18 protein-coding genes are annotated in these 19,245 nt (G+C 69.6%); all 18 read left to right on the top strand.

Annotation, left to right across the window (positions count from 1 at the left end):
- Positions 1-8: 8 nt before the first annotated feature.
- The 18 genes from LMA02_RS23900 to infA all read left to right on the top strand — a co-directional run bounded on the left by LMA02_RS23900 (position 9) and on the right by infA (position 19,000).
- Entirely contained in the window at positions 9-806 is a 798-nt protein-coding gene (locus LMA02_RS23900) for a CoA-transferase subunit beta (RefSeq protein ID WP_228907748.1), read from the top strand.
- 8 nt (positions 807-814) lie between these two features.
- Positions 815-1,741 (top strand): enoyl-CoA hydratase, encoded by a 927-nt coding sequence (locus LMA02_RS23895; protein WP_228907747.1) that lies wholly within the window; start codon positions 815-817, stop codon positions 1,739-1,741.
- Positions 1,738-2,856, top strand: a complete 1,119-nt coding sequence (locus tag LMA02_RS23890) for an NAD(P)H-dependent flavin oxidoreductase (RefSeq protein WP_228907746.1) — start codon at positions 1,738-1,740, stop codon at positions 2,854-2,856. The genes LMA02_RS23895 and LMA02_RS23890 overlap by 4 nt, the downstream gene beginning before the upstream one ends.
- 25 nt (positions 2,857-2,881) lie before the next feature.
- On the top strand, positions 2,882-3,685 hold the full coding sequence (locus LMA02_RS23885; RefSeq protein ID WP_228907745.1) for an enoyl-CoA hydratase family protein: 804 nt from the start codon (positions 2,882-2,884) through the stop codon (positions 3,683-3,685).
- A complete protein-coding gene (locus LMA02_RS23880) occupies positions 3,682-4,851 on the top strand; it encodes an acyl-CoA dehydrogenase family protein (RefSeq protein WP_006753820.1) in 1,170 nt (389 codons plus the stop codon). Before LMA02_RS23885 ends, LMA02_RS23880 begins: the two co-directional genes overlap by 4 nt.
- Before the next feature lie 34 nt (positions 4,852-4,885).
- Positions 4,886-5,953, top strand: coding sequence for an acyl-CoA dehydrogenase family protein (locus LMA02_RS23875; RefSeq protein ID WP_228907744.1), 1,068 nt, complete (start codon positions 4,886-4,888; stop codon positions 5,951-5,953).
- A complete protein-coding gene (locus LMA02_RS23870) occupies positions 5,953-7,104 on the top strand; it encodes an acetyl-CoA C-acetyltransferase (RefSeq protein ID WP_228907743.1) in 1,152 nt (383 codons plus the stop codon). Before LMA02_RS23875 ends, LMA02_RS23870 begins: the two co-directional genes overlap by 1 nt.
- 41 nt (positions 7,105-7,145) lie before the next feature.
- Complete coding sequence (locus LMA02_RS23865; protein ID WP_228907742.1) at positions 7,146-8,024, top strand: SDR family oxidoreductase; 879 nt, start codon at positions 7,146-7,148, stop codon at positions 8,022-8,024.
- 3 nt (positions 8,025-8,027) lie between these two features.
- Positions 8,028-9,266: an acyl-CoA dehydrogenase family protein gene (locus LMA02_RS23860; RefSeq protein ID WP_228907741.1), complete on the top strand. Its 1,239-nt coding sequence runs from the start codon at positions 8,028-8,030 to the stop codon at positions 9,264-9,266.
- The gene (locus LMA02_RS23855; RefSeq protein ID WP_228907740.1) at positions 9,263-10,459 is read left to right on the top strand and encodes an acyl-CoA dehydrogenase family protein; all 1,197 of its coding nucleotides are present in this window, start codon (positions 9,263-9,265) and stop codon (positions 10,457-10,459) included. The genes LMA02_RS23860 and LMA02_RS23855 overlap by 4 nt, the downstream gene beginning before the upstream one ends.
- Positions 10,456-11,256: an SDR family oxidoreductase gene (locus LMA02_RS23850; protein ID WP_228907739.1), complete on the top strand. Its 801-nt coding sequence runs from the start codon at positions 10,456-10,458 to the stop codon at positions 11,254-11,256. The genes LMA02_RS23855 and LMA02_RS23850 overlap by 4 nt, the downstream gene beginning before the upstream one ends.
- Positions 11,256-11,741 (top strand): MaoC family dehydratase, encoded by a 486-nt coding sequence (locus tag LMA02_RS23845; protein WP_228909998.1) that lies wholly within the window; start codon positions 11,256-11,258, stop codon positions 11,739-11,741. Before LMA02_RS23850 ends, LMA02_RS23845 begins: the two co-directional genes overlap by 1 nt.
- Positions 11,742-11,759: 18 nt before the next feature.
- Complete coding sequence (locus tag LMA02_RS23840; RefSeq protein WP_228907738.1) at positions 11,760-12,965, top strand: acetyl-CoA C-acyltransferase; 1,206 nt, start codon at positions 11,760-11,762, stop codon at positions 12,963-12,965.
- A 150-nt stretch (positions 12,966-13,115) separates the two neighbouring features.
- Positions 13,116-14,075, top strand: coding sequence for a WD40/YVTN/BNR-like repeat-containing protein (locus tag LMA02_RS23835; protein WP_228907737.1), 960 nt, complete (start codon positions 13,116-13,118; stop codon positions 14,073-14,075).
- Between the two features lie 85 nt (positions 14,076-14,160).
- The gene (locus tag LMA02_RS23830) at positions 14,161-16,638 is read left to right on the top strand and encodes an efflux RND transporter permease subunit (protein ID WP_228907736.1); all 2,478 of its coding nucleotides are present in this window, start codon (positions 14,161-14,163) and stop codon (positions 16,636-16,638) included.
- 70 nt (positions 16,639-16,708) lie between these two features.
- The gene (locus tag LMA02_RS23825) at positions 16,709-17,788 is read left to right on the top strand and encodes a Rieske 2Fe-2S domain-containing protein (RefSeq protein WP_228907735.1); all 1,080 of its coding nucleotides are present in this window, start codon (positions 16,709-16,711) and stop codon (positions 17,786-17,788) included.
- A 283-nt stretch (positions 17,789-18,071) separates the two neighbouring features.
- The gene (locus LMA02_RS23820) at positions 18,072-18,275 is read left to right on the top strand and encodes a cold-shock protein (RefSeq protein WP_006751843.1); all 204 of its coding nucleotides are present in this window, start codon (positions 18,072-18,074) and stop codon (positions 18,273-18,275) included.
- 461 nt (positions 18,276-18,736) lie between these two features.
- Positions 18,737-19,000 carry a translation initiation factor IF-1 gene (gene infA, locus LMA02_RS23815; protein ID WP_006751842.1) on the top strand — a complete coding sequence of 88 codons (264 nt, stop codon included), beginning with the start codon at positions 18,737-18,739 and terminating at the stop codon, positions 18,998-19,000.
- The last annotated feature ends 245 nt before the right edge of the window (positions 19,001-19,245 follow it).

The following is a 19,245-nucleotide window of genomic DNA, read 5'->3' as shown; positions in this document are numbered from 1 at the left end:
GAGCGCCTGTGAGCGAATCTCTCGACCATTCCCTCGCGGAACTGATGATCGTCGCGTCCGCGCGACTCTGGCGCGACGACGGCGAAGTGCTGGCGACCGGCATCGGCACGGGCCCGCGGCTCGCGGCCGGCCTCGCGCGGCTCGCGTACAACAACGGGCTGATGCTGACCGACGGCGAGGCGTATCTCGTCGAGGAGCCGATCCCGCTTGGGGCCCGTCCCGACGGCTATCGCGTGAAGGCGAGCGGCTGGATGACCTACGAACGCGTGTTCGACTGCCTGTGGCACGGCCGCCGCCATGCGCTCGTGATGCCGACGCAGATCGACCGCTTCGGCCAGGCCAACATCTCGTGGCTCGGCGACGACTACGCGCGGCCGAAGACGCAACTGCTCGGCGCACGCGGCTTCCCCGGCAACTCGACGAACCATGCGAATTCGTTTTTCGTCAGCGGTCACGGCAAACGCACGTTCGTCGACGGCGAAGTCGACATGGTGTGCACGGTCGGTTACAACCCGGCCCGCCGGCTGCCCGGCATGAAGACCTTCGTCGACCTGCGCAGCATCGTCACCGACCTGTGCGTGATGGATTTCGGCGGGCCCGACCACGCGATCCGCGTGCGCTCGCTGCATCCCGGCGTGAGCTTCGACGAGGTGCAGGACGCGACCGGCTTCCCGCTGCTCGCGCATCCGGAACTCGGCACGACGGCCGCGCCGGCCGCGGAAGACCTGCGCATCGTGCGTGCGCTCGATCCTCACAACCTGCGCGCGACGATCGTGCGCAACAATCCGGCGCCGCGCCGCGGATGAGGTCCGACATGGAAGCGACCCAGGTGACGTTCGGCGACGGTGTCGTCGGCTACGCAGTCGAGGACGGCATCGCGACGATCACGATGAACCGTCCCGAGTATCACAACGCGCAGAACTCGAAGATGACGTATGCGCTCGACGCGGCATTCCGGCGCGCGGCGCACGACGACGCGGTGAAGGCGATCGTGCTCGCGGGCGCCGGCAAGCATTTCTCGGCAGGTCACGACATCGGCACGCCGGGCCGCGACATCCACGAGTCGTTCGACCGCGCGTCGCTGTGGTACGACCACGCGGACAAGGAAGGCGGCGAATTCCTCTATGCGCGCGAACAGGAGGTGTACCTCGGGATGTGCCGGCGCTGGCGCGACCTGCCGAAGCCGACCATCGCGATGGTGCACGGCGCGTGCATCGCGGGCGGGTTGATGCTCGCGTGGGTGTGCGACCTGATCGTCGCGTCGGAGGATGCGTTCTTCGCGGATCCGGTCGTGCGGATGGGAATCCCCGGTGTCGAGTACTTCGCGCATGCGTACGAGCTGAACCCGCGCATCGCGAAGGAATTCCTGTTCCTCGGCGAGCGGATGCCGGCCGAGCGCGCGTACCAGATGGGGATGGTCAACCGCGTGGTGCCGCGCGAGCGGCTGCGCGACGCGACCTACGCGATCGCCGCGAAGATCGCGACGATGCCGCGCCTCGGCCTCACGCTGACCAAGCAGGCGCTGAACCACGTGGAGGAACTGCAGGGCAAGCGCGCGGCGATGGACGCGGCGTTCGCATGGCATCACTTCGCGCATGCGCACAACGAGCTCGTCAGCGGCGACCGCCTCGGCGGCTACGACGCACGCAAGATGGCCAGCTCGCAGCGCAAGCCGGAGCCGCCGGGCGACGAAGGGCAGGCCGACGCCGCACCGGCCGCCGTCAACGGAGCCGCCGCATGAGCACGCTGCTTCATGGCCCGCTTCATGGCCCGCTGCATACGCCGCTGTGCGACCTGCTCGGCTGCCGCTACCCGATCGTGCAGACCGCGATGGGTTGGGTGGCCGACGCACGGCTCGTCGCGGCGACCGCCAACGCGGGCGGCTTCGGCTTCCTGGCCGGCGCGACGCTCGAACCCGAGCAGGTCGAGGCCGAGATCCTGAAGGTGAAGTCGCTGACCGACCAGCCGTTCGGCATCAACTTCCACATGTTCCAGAAGAACGCCGCCCAGGTGGTCGATCTCGCGATCGCGCACCGGCTGCGGGCGGTCAGCTACGGCCGCGGGCCGGACGCGAAGACGATCCGCCGCTTCAAGGACGCCGGCATCGTCTGCATGCCGACCGTCGGCGCGCCGAAGCATGCGGCGAAGGCGGTCGAGCTCGGCGCGGACATCGTGACGGTGCAGGGCGCGGAAGGCGGCGGCCACACGGGCTCGGTGCCGACCACGCTGCTGCTGCCGAAGGTGCTCGACGCGGTGCGGGTGCCGGTCGTCGCGGCCGGCGGCTTCTTCGACGGGCGCGGGCTGGCTGCGGCGCTCGCATATGGCGCGGCCGGCATCGCGATGGGCACGCGCTTCCTGATGAGCGCCGAATCGCCGGTGCCGCGCGCGACGCTCGACCGCTACGTCGCGGTCGGCGACCCGGCGCGGATCCGCGTGTCGGACGCGCTCGACGGGCTGCCGCAACGGATGATCGACAACCCGTATCTGCTGAAGCTCGAACGCTTCGGCCCGCTGCGCCGCACGCTGTTCGCGCTGAAGACGGCCGAGGCGTGGCGCCGCCAGAACGGGCTGCGCACGACCGACATGCTGGGCCTCGCGATCAAGGCGCTGCGCTCGCACGACTACACGGCGAGCCAGACGCTGATGGCGGCGAACGCGCCGTTCCTGATCCAGCGCGCGATCGTCGACGGACGTCCCGACGAAGGCGTGCTGCCGAGCGGCCAGGCGGCCGCGATGATCGGCGCGATCGAATCGTGCGACGCGCTGATCGCGCGGATCGTCGCGGAAGCCGGTGAGCGGCTGGACGCGCTGGCCGCGTTGCGCGCAGCGTCAGTGGCACCGGCACAGGCTGCGTGAAAAACATCACAGGGAGGCTTTGGATATGACAACACCCAATCAACCGGGCGGCGCGACGCCGTTCCGGATCGAGCGCGCCGACGGCATCGCCGAACTGGTGATCGCCCATCCGCCCGTGAACGCGCTCGATGCGCAGGGCTGGCATGCGCTCGCGCGTGCGCTCGACGCGCTCGGCGAGGACGACGACGTGCGCGTGATCGTCGTGCGCGGCGAGGGCCGCGGCTTCTGCGCGGGCGTCGATATCAAGGAGCTGGCCGCGCATCCGGGGCGGATCGTGTCGGTCAACGCCGGCAACTACGAGACGTTTCGCGCGGTGCACCGCAACCCGAAACCGGTGATCGCGGCCGTGCACGGTTTCGTGCTCGGCGGCGGCATCGGCATCTGCGGTGCGGCGGACATCGTCGTCGCGGCCGATTGCGCGCGCTTCGGCGTGCCCGAGATCGATCGCGGCGCGATGGGCGGCGGCGCGCACCTGCAGCGGCTGTTCGGCGTGCAGAAGGTGCGCGCGATGTACTTCACGGGCGAGATGATCGACGCGGCCGAAGCGTACCGGCTCGGCGCCGTCGAGCAGGTCGTCACGCGCGACGCGCTGCGCGACGCGGCACTCGCGATCGCCGGCAAGATCGCGGCGAAGAGCCCGGCGATGGTGCGGCTCGCGAAGGAGGCGCTGAACGGCGTCGAGGACGGCGATCTCGAGGACAAATACCGCTGGGAGCAGGGCTTCACCCTGCAGGCGTACATGACGAACGACTCGATGGAAGCGCGTGCCGCGTTCGTCGAGAAGCGCGACGCGCGGTTCGACGCACGGGCCGCGGAGGCACGCGCATGAACCTGACCTATACGCCGCAACAGCAGGCGTTTCGCGCGGAAATCCGCGAATGGCTCGCCGCGCACGTGCCGCGCGAGCGACTGCCGAGCTTCGACACCGAGGAAGGGTTCGCCGCGCACCGCGAATGGGAGCGCACGTTGCACTCGGGCCGCTGGAGCATGGTCACATGGCCGCGCGAACTCGGCGGGCGCGGCTGCGACCTGATCGAGTGGCTGATCTTCGAGGAAGAGTACTGGCGTGCCGACGCACCGATGCGCGTGAACCAGAACGGCATCTTCCTGCTCGGCCCGACGCTGATGGATTTCGGCACCGACGCGCAGAAGGCGCGCTTCCTGCCCGCGATGGCGGCGGGCGAGCACGTGTGGGCGCAGGGCTGGTCGGAGCCGAACGCGGGCTCGGACATGGCCGCGATCCGCACGACGGCGATCCGCATCGGCGACGACTACGTGCTCAACGGCCAGAAGATCTGGTCGACCCGCGCGGTGTGGGCCGACTGGCTGTTCGGGCTGTTCCGCAGCGATCCCGAATCGTCGCGTCACCACGGACTCACGTTCCTGATGGTGCCGCTGTCGACGCCGGGCATCACGGTGCGGCCGATCCGCCAGCTGAACGGGCAGACGGGCTTCGCGGAAATCTTCTTCGACGACGTGCGCGTGCCGGTCGCGAACCGCCTCGCGGCCGAAGGCGCGGGGTGGCAGGTCGCGATGGCGACGGCCGGCTTCGAGCGCGGGCTGATGCTGCGTTCGCCCGCGCGGTTCCAGCGCACCGCGCAGGCGCTGCGCGACCTGTATCTCGCGCACCGCGACAGCGCGGACCGCGACCCGACGCTGCGCGAACGCGTGGTGCAGGCCTGGATGGATGCGCAGGCATACGCGCTGTCGACCTATGCGACCGCGAGCCGGCTGCTGAAAGGCGGCCATATCGGCGCGGAATCGAGCACCAACAAGGTGTTCTGGTCGGAGCTCGACCTGCGGATGCACCAGACCGCGCTCGACATCCTTGGCGCGCACGGCGAGGTCGTCCCGCAGACGGCCGCGCAGCACGCGGCGCTCGGCCACTGGCTCGACGGCTTCCTGTTCGCGCAGGCCGGCCCGATCTACGCGGGCACCAACGAGATCCAGCGCAACATCGTCGCCGAACGGATGCTCGGCATGCCGCGCGCGTGAGCGCGCCGGCGACTCCTCACTGAACGGACATCGTATGGATTTCGTATTCGATGAAGACCAGGAAGCGCTCGCGGACAGCGTGAAGCGCCTGCTGATGACCGAGATGACCCCGGAGCTGATCCGCGAGCTGTGGGCCACGCCGACCGGCCGCTCCGACGCGCTGTGGTCGCTGTTCGCGTCGCAGGGACTGACCGCGGTGTCGGTGCCCGAAGCGTACGGCGGCCTCGGCCTGACCGAAGTGGAATGGGCGCTGCTCGCGCAGACCTACGGTTATTTCGGCAGCCCGGAGCCGCTGCTCGACACGGCGCTCGTGTCGGCCGGCGTGCTCGCGCGGCTGCCCGCCGGCGGCTGGCGCGACGCGCTGCTGCGCGACATCGCCGAAGGGCGTGCGCGTGTCGCGCTCGTGCATCCGGTGAACCCGTATGCGGCCGACGTGCACGTCGCGCAAGTACTGTTGTGCGAACACCGCGGCGAGCTGCACCGCGTCGATCCCGCGCGGTGCGCATGGCGCGCGGTCGACAGCGTCGACCCGTCGCGGCGCCTGTTCACGCTCGACTGGGAGCCGTCGGCCGCCACGTGCATCGCGAGCGCCGATGAAGCCGCGCCGCTGCTGAACCGCGCGCTCGACCACGGCGCGTTCGCGGTCGCCGCGCAGCTGCTCGGCCTCACGCAGCGCGTGCTCGACGTCGCGATCGACTACAGCGCGCAGCGCAAGCAGTTCGGCAAGGCAATCGGTTCGTACCAGGCGCTCAAGCACCTGCTCGCCGACGTCGCGATCCGCTACGAGTTCGCGCGGCCGGTGCTCGCGCGCGCCGCGCAGGCGATCGCCGACGATCATCCGCAGCGCGCGGTGCTCGTGTCGCACGCGAAGCTCGCGGCCACCGCCGCCGCGCAACTGGCCGCACGCCACACGATGCAGGTGCACGGCGCGATCGGCTACACGTGGGAGCTCGACCTGCAGATCTTCATGAAGCGTATCTGGGCGCTCTCCGGCAGCTGGGGCGACAGCGCGTTCCACAAGGCCCGCGTGGCCGACGCGATCCTCGGCGACGCATTGCCGATCGGCCCCGCGCAGACCTTCGATTTCGAGGAAACCCACTGATGAAACAAGCCTATATCGTCGACGCGCTGCGCACGCCGACCGGCCGCCGCAAGGGCGGGCTCGCGCACGTGCATGCGGCGGACCTCGGCGGCTTCGTGCTGAAGACGATCGTCGAACGCAATGCGATTCCGGCCGACGAATACGACGACGTGGTGTTCGGCTGCGTCGACACGATCGGCCCGCTCGCCGGCAACATCGCACGCACCTGCTGGCTCGCGGCCGGGCTGCCGCTGCGGGTGCCGGGCGTGACCGTCGACCGCCAGTGCGGCTCGTCGCAGCAGGCCGTGCACTTCGCCGCGCAGGCGGTGATGAGCGGCGTGCAGGACGTCGTGGTCGCGGGTGGCGTGCAGACGATGACGCAGATCCCGATCTCGTCCGCGATGACGAGCGCGGCGCCGCTCGGTTTCAACGATCCGTTCTCCGGCAGCACCGGCTGGCGCGCGCGCTTCGGCGATGCGCCGGTGTCGCAGTTCGTCGCCGCGCAGCGGATCGCCGACCACTGGAACCTGTCGCGCGACGCGATGGAGCGCTATGCGCTGGAAAGCCACCGCCGCGCGCTCGCCGCGATCGAGGCCGGCCATTTCAAGCGGGAAATCGTGCCGCTCGAAGGCGTGCTCCACGACGAGACGCCGCGCCCCGACACGTCGCTGGCAAAGATGGCGACGCTCGAGCCGCTGATGCCGGGCGGCTCGTTGACCGCCGCCGTCGCGAGCCAGACGTGCGATGCGGCCGCGGCGCTCCTGATCGTGTCGGAGGATGCGCTGAAGCGCTACGGCCTCACGCCGCGCGCGCGGATTCATCACCTGAGCGTGCTCGGCGACGATCCGCTGTGGATGCTCACCGCGCCGATTCCGGCGACCCAGGCCGCGTTGGAGAAGAGCGGGCTCGACTGGTCGCGGATCGACGTCGTCGAGATGAACGAGGCGTTCGCGTCGGTCGCGCAGGCGTGGCTGGCCGACACGCGCTTCCCGCACGAAAAGACCAACCCGAACGGCGGCGGGATCGCGCTCGGCCATCCGCTCGGCGCGACCGGCGCACGGCTGATGACGACGCTGCTGCACGAACTCGAGCGCACCGGCGGCCGCTACGGGCTGCAGACGATGTGCGAAGGCGGCGGTCTCGCGAACGTCACGATCATCGAGCGCCTGTGAGCGCGTCACTTTCACGATCTCACGATCCAGGAGGCACAAGCATGGGAATCTGTCACGGACGCACCGTCATCATCACCGGCGCGGGCGGCGGCCTCGGTCGCGAATACGCGCTCGCGTTCGCGGCCGAAGGCGCGGCGGTCGTCGTCAACGACATCCGGCGCGAGGCCGCGCAGGCTGTGTGCGACGAGATTTCGCGACACGGCGGCCGCGCGCTCGCGAATGCGGACGACATCACGCAGGTCGACACCGCGCAGCGGATCGTCGACGCCGCGCGCGACGCGTTCGGCGACGTCCACGTGCTGGTCAATAACGCGGGCATCTGCCGCGACAAGATGTTCACCAGCATGACCGAAACCGACTGGGACGACGTGATGCGCGTGCATCTGCGCGGCCACTTCTGCCTGTCGAGCGTGCTGGCGCGCGTGTGGCGCGACGCCGCGAAGGCCGGCCATCCGGTCGACGCGCGGATCGTCAATACGAGCTCCGGCGCCGGGCTGCAAGGGTCGATCGGCCAGTCGAACTACGGCGTCGCGAAGGCCGGTATCGCGGCGCTCACGCTGATGCAGGCGGTCGAGCTGCAGCGCTACGGCGTGCGCGTGAACGCGCTCGCGCCGGCCGCGCGCACGTCGATGACCGAAGGCGTGTTCGCCGACATGATGAAGAAGCCCGCGGACGGCGGCTTCGACTATTTCGATCCGGCCAACGTCGCGCCGCTCGTCGTGTGGCTCGGCAGCGCGCTGTCGGCCGACGTGACGGGCCAGGTGTTCGAGGTCGCGGGCGGGATGATCGCGGTCGCCGAAGGCTGGCGCACCGGCCCGAGTGTCGATCGCGGCGCGCGCTGGGTGCCGGCCGAGATCGGCGCGGCGGTCGCGCGGCTGCTCGCCGATGCGCGCCCCACGCAGCGCGTGTACGGGAGCTGAGCGATGGATCTGGCGCTCACCGACGAACAGGCGATGATCCGCGACGCGGCGGCCGACGTGCTCGCCGAGCGCTGCGCGTCCGCCGACGTACGCCGCGCGCTCGAGCAGTCGGCCGGCCGCGACGACGCGCTGTGGGCCGCGCTCGCGGGCGAGCTCGGCTGGAACGCGCTCGCGCTGCCGGAAGCGGCGGGCGGAATGGGGCTCGGCGCGGTCGAACAGACGCTGCTGATGGAACAGCTCGGCCGGCGCGTCGCATGCGTGCCGTATTTCTCGACCGCGTGCCTGGCGGCGACCGCGCTGGCCGGCTGCGACACGCCACTGGCAACCGGCTGGCTCGCGAAGATCGCCGAAGGCGCGTGCAGCGCGACGCTGGCATTGCCGTTCGCGCTTCCGGCCGGCATCGGGCAACTGCCGGTCGTCGCGGAAGAAGCGGCGGGCGGCTATGCGCTGTCCGGCACGATCGAACAGGTGATCGACGGCGCGCGCGCCGACCTGCTGCTGATCCCCGCACGGATCGCGAACGAAGGGCAGGCCATCGGGCTGTTCGCGATCGATGTCGCGACGGCGGCCGGCCTGAGCGTCACGCCGCACGACACGCTCGACGCGACGCGGCCGATCGCGCGCATCGTCCTCGACGAAACCCGCGCGAATCGCGACGCACTGTTCGCCGGCGGCGCCGTTGCCGCCGAGGTGCTCGAGCGCGCCGGATGGTTCGCGGCGCTCGCGCTGGCCGCCGAGCAGCTTGGCGGCGCCCAGCAATGCCTCGACCTGACGCTCGACTACACCGGCCAGCGCGTGCAGTTCGGCCGTGCGATCGCGTCGTTCCAGGCGGTCAAGCATCGTTGCGCGCAGATGATGGTGCTGATCGAATCCGCGCGCTCGGCCGTGCTCGGCGCGGCGCACGCATGGGACGCGGAAGCCGGCAGCGGCACGCCCGGCGCTGCGCTGCGCGCCGACGTCGCGGCCGCGAAGGCCGCCGCGAACGACGCGGCCGCGTTCTGTGCACAGGAAGCGATCCAGCTGCACGGCGGCGTCGGCTTCACGTGGGAATACGACCCGCATCTCTATTTCAAGCGCGCGCAGGCGTCGGGCGCGCAGTTCGGCACGACGCCGCAACTGCTCGAATGGATCGCACGCCATGCGATCGACGGCGGCACGTCGCGGCGCGACGAGTCGCTCGCGTCGTCGCGGGCGTCGGTGGCAATGCGTCCGTCCGCCGCGCGCGCCGGAGTGCTCCAATGAACAGCGAAACGCACGAACAGCAATTGCGGCACGAAGTCGCCGACTGGGTGCAGTCGCACCTGGCCGGCGAGTTCGCATGCTTGAAAAACCGCGGCGGCCCCGGCGACGAGGAAGCGTTTCCCGAGCTGCGCAAGGCGTGGGAGCGGGAACTGGCGCAGGGCGGCTGGACCGGCCTCGGCTGGCCGACCGATGCGGGCGGCCGCGGCTTCACGGTGGCCGACCAGGTGATCTTCCACGAGGAATACGCGCGCGCCGGTGGCCCCGGCCGGATGGGCCATATCGGCGAAGGGCTGCTCGGGCCGACGCTCGTCGCATGCGGCACCGACGACCAGCGCGCACGTTTCCTGCCGGGGATTCTCGCCGGCACGCAGTTCTGGTGCCAGGGCTACTCGGAACCGGGCGCCGGTTCCGATCTCGCGAACGTGCGCACGCGCGCCGAACCGGATGCGGACGGCACGTGGCGCGTGCACGGCCAGAAGGTGTGGACGTCGCTCGCGCACGATTCCGACTGGATCTTCGTGCTCGCGCGCACCGATCCGGCATCGAAGGGCAACAAGGGGCTGTCGTTCCTGCTGATGCCGCTCGACCAGCCGGGTATCGAGATCCGGCCGATCCGGCAGCTCAACGGCGGCGCCGAATTCAACGAAGTGTTCTTCGACGGCGCGCGTGCGGCAGCACGCGACCTCGTCGGCGCGCCGGGCGACGGCTGGCGCATCGCGATGACGCTGCTCGGTTTCGAGCGGGGGATGTCGACACTCGGCCAGCAGATGCAGTTCGTCCGCGAGCTCGAATGGGTGATCGACGCCGCGCGCGAATCGGGCGCCGATCGCGACCCGGTGCTGCGTCAGCGGATCGGCCGCGCATGGGCCGGGCTGCGCGTGATGCGCTACAACGCGCTGCGGATGCTGTCGGGCGCGGACAACGCGAACGGCGGCGCCGCCGCACCGCTGCGCCGCGAGGCGCTGATCTACAAGTACTACTGGTCGAACTGGCACCGCGACCTCGGCCAGCTCGCGATGGATGCGCTCGGGCCCCGCGCGAACGTGATCGATCCGGCCGACGAAAGGCTCACCCATCTGCAGCGCGTATTCCTGTTCTCCCGTGCGGACACGATCTACGCCGGCACCAACGAAATCCAGCTGAACATCATGGCCGAGCGCGGGCTCGGCATGCCAAGGGAACCGCGAGCATGACCGAACTCCAGATCCAGAAAGCGCCGGCCTACGTGCCGGGTCACCAGCTGCTCGCCGGCAAATCGGTGCTGATCACGGCCGCCGCCGGCGCGGGCATCGGCTTCGCGGCCGCGCGCCGCTGCGCGGAGGAAGGCTGCCGCGCACTGTTCATCTCCGACATCCACGAGAAGCGCCTCGAACAGGCCGTGCAAACGCTGCGCGCCGAAACCGGGCTGCAGCAGATCCACGGCCGCCTGTGCAACGTCGCGGTCGAGGACGACGTGCAGGCCCTCGTCGCGGACGCCGAGGACAAACTCGACGGCGTCGACGTCCTGATCAACAACGCCGGGCTCGGCGGGGCGAAACGCATCGTCGAAATGGACGATGCCGAATGGTCGCGGGTGATCGACATTAGCTTGACCGGGACGTTCCGGATGACGCGCGCGATGCTGCCGCACATGCAGGCCCGCGGCCGCGGCGCGATCGTCAACAACGCATCGGTGCTCGGCTGGCGTGCGCAGGCGGAACAGGCGCACTACGCGGCGGCGAAGGCGGGCGTGATGGCGCTCACGCGCTGCGCGGCGCTCGAGGCGTCGCCGTATGGCGTGCGCATCAACGCGGTCGCGCCGAGCATCGCGATGCACGATTTTCTGAAGAAGTCGGCCCCGGCCGACTTGCTGAATCAACTGGCGTCGCGCGAAGCCTTCGGGCGCGCCGCCGAAGTCTGGGAGGTCGCGAACGTGATGGTGTTCCTTGCAAGCGATTACGCGTCGTACATGACGGGCGAAGTGCTGTCGGTCAGCAGCCAGCACGCATGATGGACACGACCCTCGACTCCGTGCGCGCGACGCCCCGCGTATTCGCGCATCCCGGCGAACTCGCGGCGGCCGTCGGCGACACGCTCGGCGCGAGCGCGTGGCTCGCGATCGACCAGCGCCGCATCGACGGCTTCGCCGATGCGACGGGCGATTACCAGTGGGTGCACGTCGACCCGGTGCGCGCGAAGGACGGCCCGTTCGGCGCGTGCATCGCGCACGGCTACCTGACGCTGTCGCTCGTCAACCATTTCCTGCCGCAGATCGTGCGGATCGACGGCGCGCGGCTCGGCGTCAACTACGGCTGCGACAGGATCCGCTTCCCGGCGCCGGTGAAGGTCGGCGCACGCGTGCGGGGCGTCGGCGAGCTGCTGCGCGTCGAGCCGCTCGACGGCGGCGTGCAGGCGTGGATCCGCGTGACCGTCGAGATCGAAGGCGAAGCCAAGCCCGGTTGTGTGGCCGATACGATCAGCCGTTACACCTTCTAGATTCAGAGAGCCAGACACATGGAAGACGCAGTCATCGTTTCCGTCGCACGCACGCCGATCGGCAAGGCGTTTCGCGGCATGTTCAACGACACCGAGGCGCCCGCGCTGGGCGGCCACGTCGTGCGCACCGCGCTCGAACGCGCGGGCGTCGCGCCGGCCGACGTCGACGACGTGCTGATCGGTTGCGCCGCGCAGCAGGGCACGCAGGGTTACAACATCGGCCGCCTGTCGGCCGCGGCGGCCGGTCTGCCGGCGTCGGTGCCCGGCATGGCGATCGACCGGATGTGCTCGTCGGGCCTGATGTCGATCGCGAGCGCCGCGCGCAGCATTGGCGCAGGCGACGCACGGATCGTCGTCGCGGGCGGCGTCGAGTCGATCTCGCTCACGCAGAACAAGCACAAGAACGGCTACCGCGCGCGTTCGCAGGCCGTGCTCGACCACCAGCCGGCCGCGTACATGGCGATGATGGAAACCGCCGAGATCGTGTCGCGCCGCTACGGGATCTCGCGCGCGGCGCAGGACGAATTCGCGCTGCAGAGCCACCAGCGCACGGCCGACGCGCAGGCGGCCGGCCGCTTCGACGTGGAAATCGCGCCGCTCGACGTGCGGCGCGCGTTGTTCGACAAGGAAGGCAACCCGACGGGCCACGAGGACGTGCGCGCGGCGCGCGACGAAGGCGTGCGGGCCGATACGACGGCCGAACGGCTCGCCGGGCTCAAGCCGTCGTGGAGCGGCGGCAAGGTGGTCGAGCAGGGCGAGTTCGTGACGGCCGGCAACGCGTCGCAGCTGTCGGACGGCGCGGCGGCCGTCGTCGTGATGTCGCGTGCCGAAGCGCTGCGCCGCGGGCTGGCGCCGCTCGGCACGTTCCGCGGCCTCGCGGTGGCCGGCTGCGAGCCGGACGAGATGGGCATCGGCCCGGTGTTCGCGATCCCGAGGCTACTGGAGCGCTTCGGGATGACCGTGCGCGACGTCGGGTTGTGGGAGCTGAACGAGGCGTTCGCGTGCCAGGCGCTGTATTGCCGCGACACGCTGGGTATCCCCGACGAGCGGCTGAACGTCGACGGCGGCGCGATCGCGCTCGGCCATCCGTTCGGGATGTCGGGCACGCGGATGACGATGCACGCGCTGCTCGAAGGCGCGCGCCGTGGCGTGCGGCATGCGGTCGTGACGATGTGCATCGGCGGCGGGATGGGTGCCGCCGCGCTGTTCGAAGTCGGCGCATAGCGGCACGCGGATGGGCCGTGCGTCGAGCACGGCAATCCGTTCAGGACCATGCGAGGCCGCGGCAACGACCGACGGCCCGCGGACTTGCAGGCGACGGTGGTGGGCGCTTCGGTGCGCACCGCCGCCGCACGCAGACACAGGAGACAAGCGATGAAACGAACTTTGCCAGGACTCGCGATGTCGGCGCTCGTGCTCGGCGCCGCGCTGTTCGCGTTTTCGCCGCGCCCGCTGCCGGCGTTCCCGCTCACCGCGATTCATGCGGATCGCCTGCAGATCAACGGGCTCGCCCGCGCCGGCACGCGCATCGTCGCGGTCGGCGAGCGCGGCGTGATCCTGTCGAGCGACGATGCGGGCGGCCATTGGCGGCCGGCATCGGTGACGCCCGACCGCGGCTCGACGCTCACCCAGGTGAGCTTCGTCACGCCAACGCTCGGGATCGCGGTCGGCCACGACGGCCGGATCGTGCGCAGCGATGACGCCGGTGGGCACTGGCGCGAGGTCCGCCTGGACCCGACGCATTCCGATCCGCTGCTGTCCGTGTGGGGGAGCGCGAACGGCCCGCTGTTCGTGGCCGGCAGTTTCGGCCAGTTGCTGCGCTCGGACGATGCGGGACTCACGTGGCAGCCGCTGAAGACACCGGCGGGCGACCGCCACCTGAACGCGATCGTCGGCGACGGTCACGGCAGCCTGCTGATCGCGGGCGAGAGCGGCACGCTGCTGCGCTCGACCGACAACGGCGCGACCTGGGACAAGCTGCCGTCGCCGTACCAAGGCTCACTGTTCGGCGCGCTGATGCTCGCGAACGGCGACTGGGTCGCGTACGGGATGCGCGGCAACGTGCTGCGCAGCACCGATCGCGGCGCGACCTGGACGCACGTCGACAGCCATGTGCCGGTGTCGTACTTCGGCGCGACCCAGCTTGCCGACGGCGAACTCGTGCTGGTCGGCCAGGGCGGGGCGATCGTCGCGTCGCGCGACGGTGGCCTGACCTTCGACGTGCGCAAGCTCGGCGGCGTGCAGAGCCTCGCGGCCGTGCTCGACATGGGCCGCGGCGCACTGCTGCTCGGCGGCGAGGCCGGCGTCGCGCCGCTCGCCGCGTCGCCGTCCTGATGCGCGGCGGCGGCGCGTGCCGCCGCGTTCGCCTCGCCGCGCCGACCCCCATCGTCCGTCCCGTCCGTTCCGACACGAGAAATCCATGAACGACCTGTCACGTCCCACTGAAGCCGTTCCCGCGTCGCGCCTTGCCGCGTTCGTCGAGCGCTGCGCCGACACGATCATCCGGCGGCGCCGGCTGCTGATGCTGCTGTGCGTCGCGGCGACGCTCGCGCTCGGCCTGTCCGCGACGCGCCTGAAGCTCGATCCGGGCTTCAACAAGATGATCCCGATGCAGCATCCGTACATGCAGGTGTTCGAGCGCTACGCGGGCGCGTTTCCCGGCGCGAACACGATCCTGGTCAGCCTGCGCTGGAAGGGCGACGGCGACATTTACAACCAGACGTTCATGGACGCGCTGCGCCGCGCGACCGACGACGTGTTCTTCATCCCCGGCGTGAACCGCTCGCGCGTGTTCTCGCTGTTCACGCCGAACGTCCACTACACCGAGGTGACCGAAGCCGGCTTTCGCGGCGACGTGGTCGTGCCCGGCCAGTTCTCGAGCGCGAACCCGGACGATCTCGCGAAGGTGCGCCGCAACGTCGCGCGCTCCGGGCAGATCGGCCGGCTCGTCGGCAACGACCTGAAGTCGGCGCTGATCCGCGCGGAGCTGCGCGAGACCGATCCGGCCACCGGCAAGCGGCTCGACTACAGCGCGGTCGCGCGTCAGCTCGAGGAAATCCGCGCGCGGTATGCGAAGCAGGGCATCGACGTGAACATCATCGGCTTCGCGAAGCTGGTGGGCGACGTCGAGGCGGGAATCGCCGGCGTGATGGCGTTCTTCGCGCTGGCGTTCCTCGTGACGGCCGCGCTGCTGTTCGCCTATACGCGCTCGCTGAAGACGACCGTGCTCGCGCTGATCGTCGCGCTGCTGCCGGTCGTCTGGCTGCTCGGCGCGCTGCCGGTGCTCGGGCTCGGCATCGACCCGATGTCGATCCTCGTGCCGTTCCTGATCTTCTCGATCGGCGTGTCGCACGCGGTGCAGATGACCAATGCGTGGAAGCAGGCGCTGGTGCGCGGCGCGTCGTCGGCCGAGGCCGCGCGCGACGCGTTCCGCAAGCTGTTCGTGCCGGGCACGGTCGCGCTGCTGACCAACGCGCTCGGCTTCATGGTGATCATGCGGATCAGGATCGACATCGTGCGCGAGCTCGGCATCACCGCGTGCCTCGGCGTGCTGCTGATGATCGTCACCAACAAGGTGTTCCTGCCGATCCTGCTGTCGTACACGCGCCTCGAACGCGGCACGCTGGCCCGTGCGCAGCGCACGGCGGCGGCCGGCGGCAGCCCGCTGTGGTCGCGCTTCGCGCTGTTCGCGCGCCCTGTGCCGGCGCTCGGCGTGTTTGCCGTGGCGCTCGCGCTGCTCGCGTACGGCGCGCTCGAATCGCGCAAGCTGGAGATCGGCGATATCGGCACCGGCGCGCCGGAGCTGCGCGCGAACTCGCGCTACAACGTCGACAACGCGGCGATCACGCACCAGTACAACATCGGCGTCGACGTACTGTCGGTGATCGTCGAGACGACCGGCTTCGACGACGCGTGCCTGCATTACCCCGTGATGAGCGCGATCGAACGGTTCGAGATGAACATGCGCGGCGTGGCCGGCGTGCAGTCGGTGACGAGCGTCGCGTCGCAGGGCAAGGTGTTCATCGCCGCGTTCAACGAAGGCAACCCGCGCTGGGCCGCGCTGCCGCGCTCCAGCGACGGGCTCACGCAGGGTTCCAACGCGTTCGATCCCGACAACGGGATGAACACGGCGAACTGCAAGGCGATCCAGGTGCTGATCTACACGAAGAACCACGAAGGCACGACCATCGCGCACATCGTCGACGAGATCAAGCGCTACGCAGCCGACAACCCGACGCCGAACGTCGCGTTCCGGCTCGCGGGCGGCAACGTCGGCGTGATGGCCGCGACCAACGAGGCGGTCGGCGACGCGGAGATCGCGATGCTGCTGTCGATCTTCGGCGCGATCGCGCTGCTCTGCGCGGTCACGTTCCGCTCGTGGCGCGCGGTGCTGTGCATCGTCGTGCCGCTCACGCTGGTGTCGATCCTGTGCAACGCGGTGATGGCGCGGCTCGGCATCGGGCTGAAGGTCGCGACGCTGCCGGTGATCACGCTCGGCGTCGGGGTCGGCGTCGACTACGGGATCTACCTGTACGAGCGCCTGCAGCACGACATCCGCCACGGTGCGACGTTGCCCGACGCGTTCGCCGAAGCGATGCGCCAGCGCGGCACCGCGGCGCTGTTCACGGCCGTCACGATGTTCATCGGCGTCGGCACGTGGGCGTTCTCCGCGCTGAAGTTCCAGGTCGACATGGGCGTGCTGCTCGCGTTCATGTTCCTCGTGAACCTGTTCGGCGCCGTATTCCTGCTGCCCGCACTGGCCGCATGGCTCGGCGTCGAGCGCGCCGAGCGCCGCGTGTCGCGCGAGCCGCAGCCGCAGCCGCAGTCGCCGCAGGCCGCGCCGACCGCCCCGCTCAAGCCGACACGCGCGCTCGAATCCGGCAATCCGGTGCGCTGAGCGACCGACCTCCACCCAACCCCGGTGCGCGGCGGGCCGCCGCGCGTTCCCCACAGAGGAGTCAACCCACATGTCCGCACGCCCCTACAAGATCGAAGCCCAGCCGCTCGCGCAGCGCTATGCGCGCGGCTGGCACTGCCTCGGGCTCGCCCGCGACTACAAGGACGGCAAGCCGCACACGCTGAACATCTTCGGCCGCAAGCTCGCCGCGTTCGCCGATTCGACCGGCAAGATCAACGTCGTCGACGCCTACTGCCCGCACATGGGCGCCGACCTGAGCCTCGGCACGGTCGATGGCGACAACCTCGTCTGCCCGTTCCACGGCTGGGCGTGGAGCGGCGAAGGGCAGTGCGCGTCGATCCCGTACTGCAAGCGGATCCCGCCGAAGGCGCGCATCGGCGCGTGGCCGGCCTGCGAGGAGAACAACCTGCTGTTCGTGTGGAACGACCCGGAAGGCAACGCGCCGCCGCCGGAAGTCGCGATTCCGCGCCTCGACGTGTGCTTTTCCGACGCATGGTCGGACTGGGTCGTCGACAAGATGGTCATCCAGGCCAACTGCCGCGAACTGGTCGACAACATCTCGGATGTTGCGCATTTCGCGACCGTGCACCACGCGCCGATCGACTATTTCGCGAACCTGTTCGAGGATCACAAGGCGACGCAGCTGATGGTCGGGCGCAGCGAGAAGCTTGGCGGCGACAGCCTGACCGCGCTGTCGACGTATTTCGGGCCGGCCGTGCACATCACGCAGATGACGGGGCAGAGCAACGGGCAGCCGATCCATTCGGTGCTGCTGAACTGCCACGTGCCGATCGACATGAACAGCTTCGAGCTGCGCTACGGCGTGATCGTGAAGAAGGTGGCCGGGCTCAGCGACGAGCAGAACATGGAGATCGCGAACGCGTACGTGAAGGAAGCGCAGCGCGCGTTCTACGAGGACGTCGACATCTGGCACAGCAAGACGCGCATCGACAACCCGCTGCTGTGCGAAGGCGACGGGCCGCTGTACCAGATGCGCGACTGGTATTCGCAGTTCTACCTGGACGCGGCCGACGTGCGGCCGTCGAGCGTCGCGCGCAAGGCGTTCGAGATGACGATCCGCGACGGCGGGACGCCGCCGGCGCTGCATCACGTGTTCGAACCGCGATAACGGCGTCGCGCGGCAAAAAAAGGGGAGGGTCGCGTTACCTCCTCCAGATTGTCGCAGAGGCCCGCCAGGCAAGGCGGACACGCTGTCGTGCGCCTGTGTCGTATCGAAAAGTGCTTGACGGATCGGCCAGTACCGCGTAGTGTCCGAGACCGAAGTCTTCAAGAAGTTCGATTGCTCATCATTGGCCGCACAGCACATTGTGCGGCAGTCGTTGGTCTCTCCCTCTTTGATTCTTTCTGTGCCCGTTGTGGGCGCTGTTCTCAATCGTATTAAGGAAGTATTTGTGGATACCGGTACCGTCAAGTGGTTCAACGAAACCAAGGGCTTTGGTTTCATCTCCCCGGACAACGGCGGCGACGATCTGTTCGCCCATTTCTCTGAAATTCGCGGCACGGGCTTCAAGACCCTGGCCGAAGGTCAGAAAGTCAGCTATGAAGTGAAGCGTGGCCCGAAGGGCCTGCAAGCGTCGAACATCACGCCGCAGTAAGCCGTGTCGGCACCGGCCGCCGAATGGCGGCCGCTGCCGGACGGAGCTCGCGCGGATGCCGGCCCAAGCCGGTGTCCTGCGCGTTCCGACGCACACGACCGATGCATCGCGGTAGACACGATGCATCGGTCGTGTGCTTCCCTCATTCATCGCAAGTCTGTACGACGTGCGATTCAACGCCCTCGCGAAGCGCTCGCCGCGTCGCCAGCGGCCCATGCTGCAACCCGTAGGCCGTCGCCATGCCGCACGTGGCGCGGTCCCGACTTTGCGCGGTGCTGATCGCACCGCCGCCACTGACCGCCCGACCGCCGCAATGCGCCGGGCTCCGATTGCAAGATGGGCCCGTCGCCCGTCTGAACGAATTGAAACCCGGCATCCTGCCGGCGGCCGTCCCGTTGCGGGCCACGGCGCCGGTGAGCTCGCCGTGGCCGCGGTCATTCACCTTCTCTGGAGGAATTGGTTTGGCAAAAGAAGAACTGTTGGAACTGGACGGAATCGTCGACGAAGTGCTGCCGGACAGCAAATACCGTGTCACGCTGGAAAACGGCGTTGTGGTTGGCGCGTACGCGTCGGGCCGCATGCGCAAGAACCACATCCGCATTCTCGCGGGTGATCGTGTGACGCTGGAACTGTCGATGTACGACCTGACGAAGGGGCGCATCAACTTCCGTCACAAGGACGCGAACTCGACGCGTCCGCCGCGCAGCGGGCAACCGCGTCGCTAAGCAGTAACGGTCGGGCGCGCAACGCTGCTCCGATCGAAACCCGTCCGGCCATCTCATGCGGCCGGGCACACCGGATGGACGGCGTGATCAGCGCCGTTCGTCGGTCGCCGGCGGCGGTGCAGTGCCGCGGCGGCCAAGGTCCTCTTTTCCGGTCGCGCTGCGTGTGCAACGCTCAAGCGGCCGTGTCCCGCAGGAACTCATCGATGAGCGTCGCGAAATGCGGCGCTCACGGTCGCGCTCGCGCA

Source organism: Burkholderia sp. B21-005 (genome assembly GCF_020843965.1).
In the GTDB taxonomy this organism is placed as follows: Bacteria; Pseudomonadota; Gammaproteobacteria; order Burkholderiales; family Burkholderiaceae; genus Burkholderia; species Burkholderia ambifaria.
The sequence above is the reverse complement of the archived record's forward strand: the minus strand, read 5'-3'. Positions and strand labels throughout refer to the sequence as shown.